Below are 12,479 nucleotides of genomic sequence, written 5' to 3'. Positions count from 1 at the left end.
CATGGGCTCAACCTGAACCTCCACATTCAGAAAATGCCCTTTCGACCGGGCCACCACATCGAGACGGCAACCCCGCGTCTCCTGACGCAACCCCAAAAGTACATCCTGACACGAAAGATTTTCGATCTCTTCGATCAGTGGACGGCCCGCGTTCCCCAAGATCGCGTTGATCAAACTCAACGCCGCCGGCGCGGCGCGCATGTCTTGGAAACTTAGCGAAAACATGAAGTCATTCAACGGCTGCGGCGGCGGGATCTCCCGCCTCTTCTCTTCCATCGCCCTCTCACCCTCTCCGACATCTTTATTATATGTCGTTTTCCCGCATTTTTCAAGCATAAACAGATAGGGATTTCGTACGCAACGAAGAAACACACGTGTGTCCGACATGCAGAGGGAAATTTGAAGTCATTGGCACACAGAAGCAGGAGGAGCATTGACAATGGTTGCTGAATATACGTGAGCGGCTTGTTCAAGTCCTTTCTCGCGTGCCGTACGTCAATCTTTCGGCGGGTTCGCGAGGCGTTTGTTGTATAGTGTGACGGGCCGAGAGGGAATGATAAGCACAACAGAAATATAGGTTGACTTTATCCTATATTCCTGCTATGCTGTGATTGAAGGAGATGATTTTAATGAATGTGGATACTCGCGTACTCGTGCCAATGACCGAGGCGAATCAGAATTTTTCCAGAGTTGTGCGCCTCGTAGACGAGGGCGGCATGGCCGTTATTATGAAAAACAACAAGCCGCGTTATGTGGTGTCGAGCTTTTCGGAGTACGACGAGATACAGACGATGCGGCGCAAGTTGGTTGACGCCGCCGCCGACAGTGTGATCGACGAGAACCTCGGCGCGCTACGGGAGCTTGCCAAATGATTATTCTGACCGTTTCGGAAGTGACCGCGCTGCCGAACCCATAATCTGGCGGCGCATAGCGGGGGCGGAGGGAGAGCGTTTGCCCTCCCTCCGCTGCCATTATCCGGCTCAGTACCCCGTGCGGGGGAGCTTTTCGGGCTTGGCGTACGGTACACAGCCAGGTCGAGTTGCCCGCGACCCACGCCTTGCCGTATTTGCCGGCCGTTAATCTCGTCGTCGCCCCCACTGGGCACTTTGTCGCGAAAAATGTTTACGCTGGCAGCTTTAGGATTCCTGACTTGCGCAGCCAATTCCGCCGTCAAGGATTTCTGTTAACTGTCCCGCTCGCTGCCGGATGTATGTCTGTATGATCTCCATGCGCTCGGCGTCCCAGTTGTAGCGGCTATGTCTCTTGAATTTGAAGTCCGAAAGGCGGGAAAGCTGCTCTCTTTGCAAATCTCCTCCGAACTCCCTTGCCTGTGAATCGAACGGCTGCCCAAAGTAGTTCGCGTAGGCTTGTCTGTGCGTATCGAGTTTACGCAGTTCCTGAATCGATGAGTAATTGAACAGGCTTACGCCGTTGTCGAAAATCGGGGCGTTCCCGACGATTTCGCCGCTGTGATTGTCGCGCAGGACGCCGAAGTTGCCGAGATGCCTGTCTTCGTTTAAAATCAGGCTGTCAAAAACAAGCGTTGACGCAAAATAGTCAAACAGACATGTGCCGTTTTCACGGTCAAACGCCCTAAACCATTCGCCGCAAATCGAATAGTATCGCGAAGAGTCTGTATCCTTGTCGTGATGTTGACGTCTGACGACGGAAGCCATCGGGATATACGCCGTGTTGATGTCGGTAAACAGCTCGCAGGTGCAGCCAAGTACGCCTTTCCAGCGGGACAGCCCGTATTTCACGGGGGACAGCCCCATCGCGTCCGCGATTTGCGCGGCGTAATATTCGCTGTACGGCTCCAGAGGGTCGAGAGCCGAGGCGTACTGCCGCCAGACGCCGCCCTTGAACAGAATAATCCTGCCGTTCCGGTACCGCCACGCTTTCGGCAGCATACCGGCGGTCGTGAATTCCGGCGAGGTACGAATCATCCGCGCTTTTTCTTCACCGAGGCTTTCGCCGGTGAGCGCGGTCAGGGCGAGCACTTCCGAAAAACGGTTTTCATAAAGATTGTATTCAGCGTATTTTCTGTCAAATCCGGCGGGCACGACCCAGTAGCTGTCGTTCAGAGAAAGCCCTTTGCAAACGTCGATAATCCCTTTCACGTCGCGCAGAGACAGGCCCATCGTGTTTAGAATGTTGTGGACATAGGCGCGGTTCTTTGGGATTGTGCGCCGGTTCAGCCATTTCAGAACGCCTTCGCCCGTGAGCTCCATATCGAGAGGCAACAGGTTGCGCGGTTCACCGACAGTCGTTATTTTCACCGAATAGCCGACCGCCGCGCTTGACAATTCAAACGAGAACAGCGGCGCGTCGTACAACCGAAGCTCATAATTATCGCCCATCGCGTTTCACTCCCCGCGCCGTATTGTTATCTATTATATCATATTTCCGCGAAGGATACAATCAAAGTGCCCGACACAACTCCCTCTTGCAAACCTGCGTGCCGCACGATATACTAAAGACATCCGGACAGTCCACCGCGGCGGACTCGCATACAGAAATATGAAAATAATTACAGTCTAATCCCCAGCTATGCTGGGGAGAGTAGAATAAGCAAGAGCAGGTGTGGAGAGAAGAAACGCCCCATATAGAATCATGAGAACGGTTTATACAATGTGGCGGATATGGATGGGATTATCGCCAAATACGCGAGTGCTGATAAGGGGGAACGGTGAAGGATGAGCCAAGTAAGGAGCGCAAGAAATATTAACAAAAACAAAGGAGGCTTTTTCATGGCTATTGACATTGAAACGTCTCGGCAAAATTTCATTCGAATGGCTGAGAGCGAAAAAATTGACGACGAACAGGATGGCGAGAACAATGACGACTGACATAACGGAATATAACAGCCCGGAGCAGCGCGATAAGGAATTTCAGCAGTTGTTTTCGCTGATTGCCGCCCGGCGTGAGCGCGCCTCACAAGCCGTGAACAACGAGCAGATAATGAATGCCTGGGAAATCGGCGCGTATGTGTCGCGGCGGCTGACAGCAGAGGTGTGGGGTTCTAAAACGGTCACGGAGTTTGCCGAGTATCTGAGGACGCGTGACCCCTCTTTGCGCGGCTACAGTCGCGCAAACATCTATAATATGGTTGCTCTGTACGACAGCTACACCTCATCAGACTTTGCTGATTATGTCGAAAAATTCAATCTAAACAATTTCAACAACGAAATTGTCCAGTTGGAAACTGGACAATTAAAAGACAAAGGAACTGTCCAATCTGCAACTGCACAACTGCCTTATTTCCTAAATTTGACATCATTTACAAATCACATCGAGATTATCAACCGCTGCAAAACCATTGAGGAACGGGTCTTTTATGTGCTGTACGCCTATAGGGAGCGCCTCACAATCAAGGAATTGCAGCGTTGCTTGAAAACCGACGTGTTCGCGGTGTTGTCGGGCGACGGCCACAACCTCTCGAAAGGGTTGATGGAGCTATACCCGCAGTCTCCGGCCTTGTTCAAGGACACCGTTTTTGTCGATTTTCTTGGGCTTCCCGTGAAGCACTCCGAGAAAAAACTCAAGACCGGAATCATCGACCATATGAAGGAATTTATCTTAGAGCTTGGCAAGGATTTCATCTTTATCGACCAGGAGTACCCCCTGAATGTCGGCGGCAATATATACAATTTGGACTTGCTCTTTTTTCACAGGGCTTTGCAATGCCTCGTGGCGGTTGAGCTAAAGGCTAAGGACTTCAAGCCCTCTGACATGGGGCAACTCGTGTTCTATTTGGAAGCCTTGGACCGGGACGTGAAGCGCAGCAACGAAAATCCCAGCATCGGCATACTGCTCTGCCGTGGCGCGAACCGCAGCGTCGTGGAGTATGCGTTAAGCAGAAGCCTAAGCCCCACGATGATTGCGGAATACAAGCGACTGCTGCTGCCGAAGGAAGTACTGCGCAAATCACTCGACGAATTTGCCGCATTCTTCTGCGCAGGTAAGGAAGACGGGGACAATGCCGACTAACACAAGAGAAGCCGGGCTTGAAGCCCTTATCTCACGACGTAATTCCTTTATTTCCCAGTTGCGTGAAATAGCTTCTTTGGCATAGTACATCCGCTCCTCACCGGTTTTGCGCGGTACGATTTCAACGAAATGCGATCACGACAATTGTGGCGCCAGCTCCGCCACAATTTCAAATTCCGGAAATTTTTCTGCGAAACGCCGTATGTGCAGCCTGCAAATCGCCCATCCTATATTCTCCTTGCATTGTTGCCGTGCGTGGCAACAATCACTCTGGGCAGATTTTCAAACTTTATCCCGGACCCCGTCTCCCGCGCGATCGCCTGCGCCGTGTAAAACAACTCCGATTTCCGCGAAGGATACAATCAAAGTGCCCGACACAACTCCCTCTTGCAAACCTGCGTGCCGCACGATATACTAAAGACACCCGGACAGTCCGCCGCAAAGGGCAGAATCAAACATTTGACGCACTGGAAACCAAATATTTGCTGACGGACTACAGTTTCTCATTGTTCGAGTCAGCCTACAAACAGGTCACAAAACAGCGCATCGAGAGACCGAAAGACTGCCTGTCGTTTGGGTTGTTAAATCATGAAGAAAAGCTCACGTTTGCCGGAGCGTTGCTCGCGGACATCTCGCCTGTTTACCAGTCGTGTGTGTTCTGCACCAGATGGAATGGTTTGGATAAAACGTCCGGGCTTGTTTTGTAAAAGCAGCGGGGGAGATGTTCGTGACAGAGGCGGACACTGTGGAACAAATATGCCATCCGTTTGCGCCCTTTTTAGAGGGGGCGCCCCATGTGCTGATCTTGGGCAGCCTGCCGTCCCGGGCCTCCCGGGCGGCGGGCTTTTATTACGGACATCCGCGCAATCGGTTTTGGCCGCTCATGGCCCTGCTGGCCGGTGCGGACACGCCGCCGGCCGCGGAGGATATCGAGGGCAAGAAAGCCCTGCTGCGTGTACTCGGTGTCGCACTGTGGGACGTAGTGGCCAGCTGCGAGATCACAGGCTCGTCGGATGCCAGCATCCGGAACGTGCAGGCAAACGACTTGGGGCCTCTTCTGGCGGCGCGGCCCGCGCTGCGTATCTGCGCCAACGGCCAAACCGCGGGGCGGCTCTACCGCCTGCACTGCCGCCCCCACACGGGCCGCGACTGCCTCATCCTCCCCTCCACCAGCCCCGCCAACGCCGCCTGGACCCTCCCCCGTCTGGCCGAAACCTGGCAGTGTAAATGTCAAGAAGAATTCTATCCTTGGCGGTCATAAAGCAATACCCCTTCCTTTTGGATGTCCGCATAGATGGGCGATGGATTGTGAATTTCTGATATCTCAAACAAGTCCACCGATTTGCCGAGCCGTTCGGTGATTTTGTCCAGTACACCGTAAAAATCCATATTCAAAAGCTGCCCGCGGCTGTCGATTACAATATCCACATCGCTCTGTTCGGTTGCTTTGCCTTTGGCGTAGGAGCCGAAAAGGGTCGCGGAATAGACTGGGTATTCCGCAAACACCGGGCGTAACGCCCTGCGGATTTCGCTGATGTCATATACCTTTTCCATATTCGTCGTCCCCGCCTTTCATGATCTTGACGATAGTAATATAGCACAAAAACCCTAAAAAAGCAACGGTTTCCACGCGAAAAATCATCTCTCGCCCGCCTTGCCGAATAGGACGGCCTTATACTCCGGGGCGATGACCTGCAGCAGATTTATTACGGACATCTGCGCAATCGGTTCTGGCCGCTCATGGCTCTGATGGCCGGTGCGGACGCGCCGCCGGCCGCGGAGGATGTCGAAGGCAGGAAAGCCCTGCTGCGTGTGCTCGGTGTCGCACTGTGGGACATGGTGGCCAGCTGCGAGATCACAGGCTCGTCGGATGCCGGCATCCGGAATGTGCAGACAAATGACCAGCCCCGCCAACGCCGCCCGGACCCTCCTCCGTCTGGCCGAAACCTGGCGGAAGGCGGTTGTCGCCGATTCCGGATTTTTGTGCCGTGATGTGCAAAAAGCTTGAATAAAGACCGCATGTATGATATAGTTTGTTCGGAGTTGACACATTTGTCTTTGTCCCACAGTATATGCCCGCCCATACCGTGACCTTTGACCCGAACGGCGGCACTGTCGTCGCATCGACCGCGCAGACCGGAACAGACGGTAAATTGGCCTCTCTGCCGATACCCTCAAGGGAGGGCGATTACCGTTTCGACGGTTGGTTTACAGCCAAGAGCGACGGCACACAGATAACGGTCGACACCGTATTTGCCGCCGACGCCACGATTTACGCACACTGGGTATACACGGGCAGCTCGGGCGACGGCAATCCGGGCGTTGTTTCTCGGTCGTCCGAAATTGTACTCCCCACCACGCCGCCGTTGGCGGAGGATTCGGAGGACGGGCTCAACCCATATAAGGACGCGGCCGACGCCGATTGGTTCCACGACGCGGTGCAGTTTGTCACTGAGCGCGGCTTGATGAACGGCACGGCCGCCGACAGATTCTCCCCCGGCGCCACCATGACACGCGCCAACGCTGTACCGGCTGGAGGACAAACCGGCGGTGAGCGGAAACAGGCCTTTCCCGGATGTCAAGGGAGGGACATGGTACTCCGACGCCATTCTTTGGGCCAGTCAAAATCACGTTGTGGACGGATACGCAAACGGCGCCTTCGGTCCGGACGACGCCGTCACCCGTGAGCAGGCCGTGACGATTTTGTACCGCTATGCCAAGAGCAAGGGGCAAAATGTCAGCGCGGCGGCGGACTTGTCCAGGTACGGCGATGCACAGCAAATTTCCGATTGGGCGCTGGACGCCATGAAATGGGCCGTCGAGGAGGGGATTGTGCAGGGTCGGACAGACAGCACCGCCGCACCGAAGGGTACGTCCACCCGCGCCGAGACGGCCATGCTTTTCAAACGGTACGTCGAGACCTTCCCAAGCAGGGAAACAGAAGAATAGTTTCGGCACAAACAAACGACCCGGAACCGAAGCAGCCACAAGGCTGGTCGGTTCCGGGCCGTTTTTCGCTGCATGAAGAAAAAATAATTGTCGACTATTTCGTCGTCGGGTATTTCGGACGGGCGCGGTAGGTGGTGTGGAGCCATTTGTGGGCGTTGTGGCTGCCCGGTTTGCCGTCCATCACTTCGTCGTAGAGACGCTTTACCAGTGGGTTCTCGTGGCTCTTGCGCAGCGGCATGTGCTTGTCCTGCTCATAAAGAGCGGCCGCGCGGCGCTCGCGCAGACTGACGAAGTTGCGAACTACGGCCGGCTGAATCGGCTGGCCGCCGCCGTTGATGCAGCCGCCGGGGCAGGCCATCATCTCGACAATGTCGTAAGAGACCTCGCCGGACTTGATTCGATCCAGCAGCCGGCGGCAGTTGGACAGTCCAGAGGCGACGGCGGCGCGCACGGTCTTCCCACCGAGCGTAAAGGAGGCCTCTTTGATGCCCTCCATGCCCCTGACTTCCATGAAGTCCAGACTCCTCAGCGGCTGACCGGTCACGAGCTCCGCCACCGTCCGCAGCGCCGCCTCCATGACGCCGCCGCTGGCGCCGAAGATGGTGCCGGCGCCGGTGGAAATGCCGAAGGCGGGGTCAAAATCCTCGTCGGGCAGGTGCGGGAAGTACATACCGGTGCGGGAGATCATGCGGGCCAGCTCACGCGTTGTGAGGGCCACGTCGATGTCGTACAGGCCGGGCACCGCCTGTTGGTCCTCCCGACGGATCTCAAACTTTTTCGCGGTGCAGGGCATGATGCCCACCGTGAAGATGTCGGCGGGGTCGAGGTTCATCTTTTTGGCGTAGTAGGTCTTCATCATCGCGCCGAACATCTGCTGCGGCGATTTACAGGTGGAGAGGTTCGGGATAAACTCCGGGTAGTACTGCTCGCAGAAACGGATCCACCCGGGGCTGCATGAGGTGATGAGCGGCAGGTCGTGACCCGATTCGAACCGCTTCAAAAATTCGGCGCCCTCCTCCATGATCGTGAGATCCGCCGTTACATCGACGTCAAACACACCGTCGAAACCGATGCGCCGGAGTGCCGCCACCATCTTGCCCTGGACATTGCTGCCGATGTGCATCTTGAAAGCCTCGCCCAGCGTCACGCGGATCGAGGGCGCCACGCCCACGACGACATGTTTTTTCGGGTCGGCGAGCGCCGTCCAGACTTTTTCGGTGTCGTCTTTCTCGGTGAGCGCGCCGGTGGGGCAGACTGTGATGCATTGGCCGCAGGAGACGCAGGCGGTCTCGTCCAGATTGCGATCGAAAGCGCAGGAGATATGTGTTTCGAACCCCCGGTCGTTGGGGCCGATGACGGCCACGGACTGGGCATTTTTGCAGACGGCCACGCAACGGCGGCAGAGGATGCACTTGGAGTTGTCGCGTACGAGATGCAGCGAGGAGTTCTCGATCTGCGGCTGCATGTTGTCGGAGTGAAAGCGCACCTCTTGGATGCCGAAGTCGCTGGCCAGCTTCTGCAGCTCACAGTTTTGGTTGCGCAGGCAGGTCAGACAGTCCATCCGATGGTTCGAAAGGATGAGTTCCAACGTGTTCTTCCGGGCCCGGATCACGGCGCCGGTGTTTGTGAATACCTCCATACCCTCAGACACGGGGTATACGCAGGCGGCGATCAGCGAACGGGCGCCCTTGACCTCCACCACACAGATGCGGCAGGCGCCGATGGCGTTGATGTTGCGCATATAACACAGCGTGGGAATCTCAATGCCCACGAGACGCGCGGCTTCCAAAATGGTGGCGGTTTTGGGCGCCTCCACCTCGATGTTGTTGATTTTCAGCTTGACGGTGTCCATGACGGGCGCGCTCCTTTCCTAGCGAATCTCTTTGGTCCCCTTCGGGGTCACTCCTTGACAATGGCCGAGAATTTGCATTTTTCCAGGCAGGCGCCGCACTTGATGCACTTGTCTTGATCGATGACATGGACTTCCTTAACCTTGCCGGAGATGGCGGAGACCGGGCAAACGCGCGCGCAGGCCGTGCAGCCGCGGCAATTCTCCAAAATGTTGTAGCGCATCAGCGCCTTGCAGACGTGGGCCGGGCATTTGCGGTCGCGCACGTGGGCCTCGTACTCGTGCCGAAAGTGGCGGAGCGTCGAGAGCACCGGGTTGGGCGCCGTCTGGCCCAGGCCGCACAGAGAACTGCCCTTGATGTGGTAACAAAGCTCCTCCATCAGGTCGAGGTCTTCCATGGTCCCCCGACCGCTGGTTATTTTTTCCAATATCTGGTAAAGGCGCTTGGTGCCGATGCGGCAGGGGGTGCATTTGCCGCAGGACTCGTCCACCGTGAAGTCGAGGAAGTATTTCGCGATATCGACCATGCAGTTGTCCTCGTCCATGATGATCATGCCGCCCGAGCCCATCATCGAGCCGATGGCCGTCAGCGTGTCGTATTCGATCGGCGTGTCGATCATCGAGGCGGGGATACAACCGCCGGACGGACCGCCGGTCTGCGCGGCCTTGAAGGCTTTGCCGTTCGGGCAGCCGCCGCCGATCTCCTCCACCACCTCGCGCATCGTGGTGCCCATGGGGATCTCGACGAGACCGGTGTTGACGATCTTGCCACCCAAGGCGAACACCTTTGTGCCGGCGGAGCGCTCGGTGCCGATGGCGCGGAACGCCTCGGCGCCGTTGTTTAGGATCCATGAGATATTGGCGTATGTCTCCACATTGTTTAGGATAGTGGGTCTGCCAAACAGCCCCTTCACGGCTGGAAAGGGCGGGCGCGGTCTCGGTTCGCCGCGGTGGCCCTCGATGGAAGTCATCAGGGCTGTCTCTTCGCCGCAGACGAAGGCGCCGGCGCCGAGGCGGATCTCCAGGTCGAACGAGAAATCGCTGCCGAAGATATGTTCGCCCAGCAGCCCGTATTCCTTGGCCTGGGCAATGGCGATCTTGAGCCGTTCGACGGCGATGGGGTACTCGGCGCGCACGTAAATATAGCCCTGGTTTGCGCCGATGCAGTAGCCGGCGACGGCCATGGCCTCGATGACACTGTGCGGGTCGCCCTCCAAAATGGAGCGATCCATAAAGGCGCCGGGGTCGCCCTCGTCGGCGTTGCAGCAGACGTATTTTTGGCCCGGCGGCTGTTTGAAGGCGAATTCCCATTTGAGGCCGGTGGGAAAGCCGCCGCCGCCGCGTCCGCGCAGGCCGGACTTTTTGATGGTCTCGATGATCTCGCCGGGGGTCTGCTCGGTGAGCGCGCGGCTGAGGGCTTGGTAGCCGTCAAACGCGATGTACTCGTCGATGATCTCCGGGTTGATAACGCCGCAGTTGCGCAACGCGATGCGGAGCTGTTTTTTGTAAAAACCCGTCTCGTTCAATGACTTGATTTCGTTCCCCTGCACCGTCTCCTGGTACAGCAGGCGGCGCACGACGCGGCCCTTTAAGATGTGTTCTTTGACGATCTCCTCCGCGTCGCTCGGTGTGACGCGGGAATAAAACGAACCCTCCGGGTAGACGACGACGATGGGGCCCAGCGCGCACAGACCAAAGCACCCGGTCTTGATGACGCGCACCTCCTTTTCGAGGTGGACCGCCTGCAGGTGTTCCTCCAGTGAGGCGATGATCTTTTCGCTGCCCGACGAGCTGCAGCCGGTGCCGGCGCACACCAGAATGTGGCTTCTGACAAGTTCCATGGCGTTATCCCTCCCATGCCGCTTGGCATGATGTTGTTCCCCTGTTTTCCGGGGGAAAGCCGGCGCGCCTCACCCGCGGCGGGCCGCCGGGACGGTTCATTGGTTGGCGCCTATCGTGTATTCCATCTTGACGCGGCCGTTCACAATGTGTTCCGCCACGATCTGCGAGACTTTCTCCGGCGTCATGTTCACGTAGGTGACCTTCTCCTCGCCGGGAACAAAGACCTCGACGATCGGCTCCAAACGGCACACGCCGATACAACCGGTCTGCGTGACGGTCACCCGTTCGGAGAGACCGCGCCGCTGGACCTCCTCAAGGCAGGTCGCCAGCACCGGACGGGCGCCGGCCGCGATGCCGCACGTGGCCATGCCCACGACGAGGCGGGTGTTGTTTTCGCCGCTGTCCCGGAGCGCTCCGATCTGGGCGCGCGCTCTGTCGCGGATGGCGTTGAGTTCTGCCAAGGTTTTCAATGCCGACAACTCCTTATATGTATTCCTGTATTTTCCTGCCGTTCCTCGGATATGCCGCGGATATGCCGCCGCGGCTCAGCCGGCGAGATTTTCCCGAAGGAACTCCGACAGCCAGACCAATACGTCCGGGCTGTCGAGCGGTACATCCTCCAGCGTGTCCCGCAGGACGCGGGTGTCCAGCGTGAAATCGACGCCGCCCACACGGTGTGTGTAGAGGAGCTCCACCTGGGGATGTCCCTGCACCAAAGTGATCAGCGTACCCGACATGTCGCCGACAGGCGGCGTGTCGATGTGGCCGGACACGAAAGCGGCGGTGACGCATGTCCCGACGCCCACGGTGCTCTCGATGGAGAAGCGCCCGCCGGTCTGTTCGGCGGCCATCTTCCAAAAGGGAAGTCCCAGCCCCACCGGGCGCGTGGTGCGGGTGGTGGTGAAGGGGTCCGCCGCAGTGGGCAGGATATCGGGCGGGATGCCGCGGCCGTTGTCCCGGATTGTGACGGTCAGCAGACCCGCTTCTTCGACGAGAGAGATCTCGACGAGGGAGGCGCCGGCCGTCAGGCTGTTTTCCGCAATGTCCAGAACGTGGAGCGAGAGTTCTTTCATCGGCTCACATGTATTTGTCCAGAATGGTGTCCACGTCGTCGGGCACAAGCCGGCCGTAAACGTCGCCGCCCACGACGATGACAGGGGCCAGACCGCATGCGCCGATGCACCGGGTGGCGTCGACGGAGAATTTGCCGTCCGGCGTGACCGAGCCGGCCTTACAGTCGAGCTTGCGTTCGACGCGGGCCAGAATTTCGCCCGCGCCCCTGACGTAACAGGCGGTGCCCAGACAGACGTTGACCTCGATCTGGCCTTTGGGGTTCAAGGAGAACTGCGTATAGAAAGAGGCGATTCCATAGACCTCGGAGAGCGAGAGTCCCAGCCCCTCGGCCACCTTGATTTGGACTTCCTCCGGCAAGTATCCGTAGATCTCTTGCGCTCCTTGCAGCACCGGCATGGCGGCGCCGGACTGTCCCTTGTAGCGCGCGATGACGTCCGTCAGCCGCTGTTCCTGCTCCGCCGTCCCGGTGAAGGGAACAACGGTCTTTGTGTTCGGCATGATATGAGCCTCCTTATCTGCATCTGCGTTCTGCTGCGTCGCCTGCCCCGCCCCAAAGACCCGGGCGGGGGATTTGGGAGAAATAGGGGGTTGTTAGACAAATAACGATCTCCAATTGCTAATTATACCACAAGACCGAGGACAATGCTATAGGCGGTCGAAACTTTTTCAAAAAAATGTGGCCAAATATGCGGCGCTCGTACAAAAAACCAGTGTTTTAATGTTCAAACATTCGAAAAGCCGAAATTGGCTAATATTGGAAACCCCAATAGATCAT

The 12,479-nt window shown here is 57.2% G+C and carries 13 protein-coding genes and 1 pseudogene; 5 read left to right on the top strand and 9 right to left on the bottom strand.

The features are described 5' to 3' along the window. The coding region (locus LBK75_10040) for a hypothetical protein (GenBank protein MDR1158620.1) at window positions 1-276 on the bottom strand (276 nt) is incomplete at its 3' end. Window positions 277-629: 353 nt separating this feature from the next. Here LBK75_10040 and LBK75_10035 point away from each other — a divergent pair. Next, a complete protein-coding gene (locus tag LBK75_10035) occupies window positions 630-872 on the top strand; it encodes a type II toxin-antitoxin system prevent-host-death family antitoxin (protein MDR1158619.1) in 243 nt (80 codons plus the stop codon). Window positions 873-1,136: 264 nt separating this feature from the next. Here the strand turns inward: LBK75_10035 and LBK75_10030 are convergent, their stop codons facing one another. Further along, the gene (locus LBK75_10030; GenBank protein MDR1158618.1) at window positions 1,137-2,360 is read right to left on the bottom strand and encodes an XRE family transcriptional regulator; all 1,224 of its coding nucleotides are present in this window, start codon (window positions 2,358-2,360) and stop codon (window positions 1,137-1,139) included. Window positions 2,361-2,838: 478 nt separating this feature from the next. On the opposite strand from LBK75_10030, the gene LBK75_10025 reads away from it, so the two are divergent. Further along, entirely contained in the window at window positions 2,839-3,990 is a 1,152-nt protein-coding gene (locus LBK75_10025; GenBank protein MDR1158617.1) for a PDDEXK nuclease domain-containing protein, read from the top strand. Window positions 3,991-4,735: 745 nt separating this feature from the next. Beyond that, the gene (locus tag LBK75_10020) at window positions 4,736-5,251 is read left to right on the top strand and encodes a DNA-deoxyinosine glycosylase (GenBank protein MDR1158616.1); all 516 of its coding nucleotides are present in this window, start codon (window positions 4,736-4,738) and stop codon (window positions 5,249-5,251) included. Here LBK75_10020 and LBK75_10015 read toward each other — a convergent pair. Both LBK75_10015 and LBK75_10010 read right to left on the bottom strand, forming a co-directional pair. Beyond that, window positions 5,233-5,544, bottom strand: a complete 312-nt coding sequence (locus LBK75_10015) for a nucleotidyltransferase domain-containing protein (GenBank protein ID MDR1158615.1) — start codon at window positions 5,542-5,544, stop codon at window positions 5,233-5,235. The two genes, LBK75_10020 and LBK75_10015, sit on opposite strands and share 19 nt — an antisense overlap. A gap of 84 nt (window positions 5,545-5,628) precedes the next feature. After that, a complete protein-coding gene (locus LBK75_10010) occupies window positions 5,629-5,904 on the bottom strand; it encodes a hypothetical protein (GenBank protein ID MDR1158614.1) in 276 nt (91 codons plus the stop codon). A 158-nt stretch (window positions 5,905-6,062) separates the two neighbouring features. Here LBK75_10010 and LBK75_10005 point away from each other — a divergent pair. Then, window positions 6,063-6,509 (top strand): annotated as a pseudogene (locus LBK75_10005) (InlB B-repeat-containing protein). Window positions 6,510-6,540: 31 nt separating this feature from the next. After that, entirely contained in the window at window positions 6,541-6,939 is a 399-nt protein-coding gene (locus tag LBK75_10000; GenBank protein ID MDR1158613.1) for an S-layer homology domain-containing protein, read from the top strand. A 94-nt stretch (window positions 6,940-7,033) separates the two neighbouring features. Here the strand turns inward: LBK75_10000 and LBK75_09995 are convergent, their stop codons facing one another. The 5 genes from LBK75_09995 to LBK75_09975 form a co-directional block, all read right to left on the bottom strand. Then, window positions 7,034-8,791 carry a [FeFe] hydrogenase, group A gene (locus tag LBK75_09995; GenBank protein MDR1158612.1) on the bottom strand — a complete coding sequence of 586 codons (1,758 nt, stop codon included), beginning with the start codon at window positions 8,789-8,791 and terminating at the stop codon, window positions 7,034-7,036. 47 nt (window positions 8,792-8,838) lie between these two features. Beyond that, the gene (locus LBK75_09990; GenBank protein MDR1158611.1) at window positions 8,839-10,629 is read right to left on the bottom strand and encodes an NADH-quinone oxidoreductase subunit NuoF; all 1,791 of its coding nucleotides are present in this window, start codon (window positions 10,627-10,629) and stop codon (window positions 8,839-8,841) included. A gap of 96 nt (window positions 10,630-10,725) precedes the next feature. Then, entirely contained in the window at window positions 10,726-11,100 is a 375-nt protein-coding gene (locus tag LBK75_09985; GenBank protein ID MDR1158610.1) for a (2Fe-2S) ferredoxin domain-containing protein, read from the bottom strand. Window positions 11,101-11,175: 75 nt separating this feature from the next. After that, a complete protein-coding gene (locus LBK75_09980; GenBank protein MDR1158609.1) occupies window positions 11,176-11,703 on the bottom strand; it encodes a sensor histidine kinase in 528 nt (175 codons plus the stop codon). Window positions 11,704-11,707: 4 nt separating this feature from the next. Further along, window positions 11,708-12,202: an NAD(P)H-dependent oxidoreductase subunit E gene (locus LBK75_09975; protein MDR1158608.1), complete on the bottom strand. Its 495-nt coding sequence runs from the start codon at window positions 12,200-12,202 to the stop codon at window positions 11,708-11,710. Window positions 12,203-12,479: the final 277 nt, after the last annotated feature.

The sequence above is a fragment of the Oscillospiraceae bacterium genome (assembly GCA_031265355.1).
GTDB lineage: Bacteria > Bacillota > Clostridia > Oscillospirales > UBA929 > JAIRTA01.
This window is presented reverse-complemented; position numbering and strand designations above follow the sequence as displayed.

What these genes read in the sequence shown, in the direction of transcription:
- LBK75_10030 (MDR1158618.1), bottom strand. Translation starts at nt 2,360, where the DNA reads ATGGGCGATAATTATGAGCTTCGGTTGTACGACGCGCCGCTGTTCTCG.
- LBK75_09995 (MDR1158612.1), bottom strand. Translation starts at nt 8,791, where the DNA reads ATGGACACCGTCAAGCTGAAAATCAACAACATCGAGGTGGAGGCGCCC.
- LBK75_10025 (MDR1158617.1), top strand. Translation starts at nt 2,839, where the DNA reads ATGACGACTGACATAACGGAATATAACAGCCCGGAGCAGCGCGATAAG.
- LBK75_10015 (MDR1158615.1), bottom strand. Translation starts at nt 5,544, where the DNA reads ATGGAAAAGGTATATGACATCAGCGAAATCCGCAGGGCGTTACGCCCG.
- LBK75_09990 (MDR1158611.1), bottom strand. Translation starts at nt 10,629, where the DNA reads ATGGAACTTGTCAGAAGCCACATTCTGGTGTGCGCCGGCACCGGCTGC.
- LBK75_09980 (MDR1158609.1), bottom strand. Translation starts at nt 11,703, where the DNA reads ATGAAAGAACTCTCGCTCCACGTTCTGGACATTGCGGAAAACAGCCTG.
- LBK75_09975 (MDR1158608.1), bottom strand. Translation starts at nt 12,202, where the DNA reads ATGCCGAACACAAAGACCGTTGTTCCCTTCACCGGGACGGCGGAGCAG.
- LBK75_10035 (MDR1158619.1), top strand. Translation starts at nt 630, where the DNA reads ATGAATGTGGATACTCGCGTACTCGTGCCAATGACCGAGGCGAATCAG.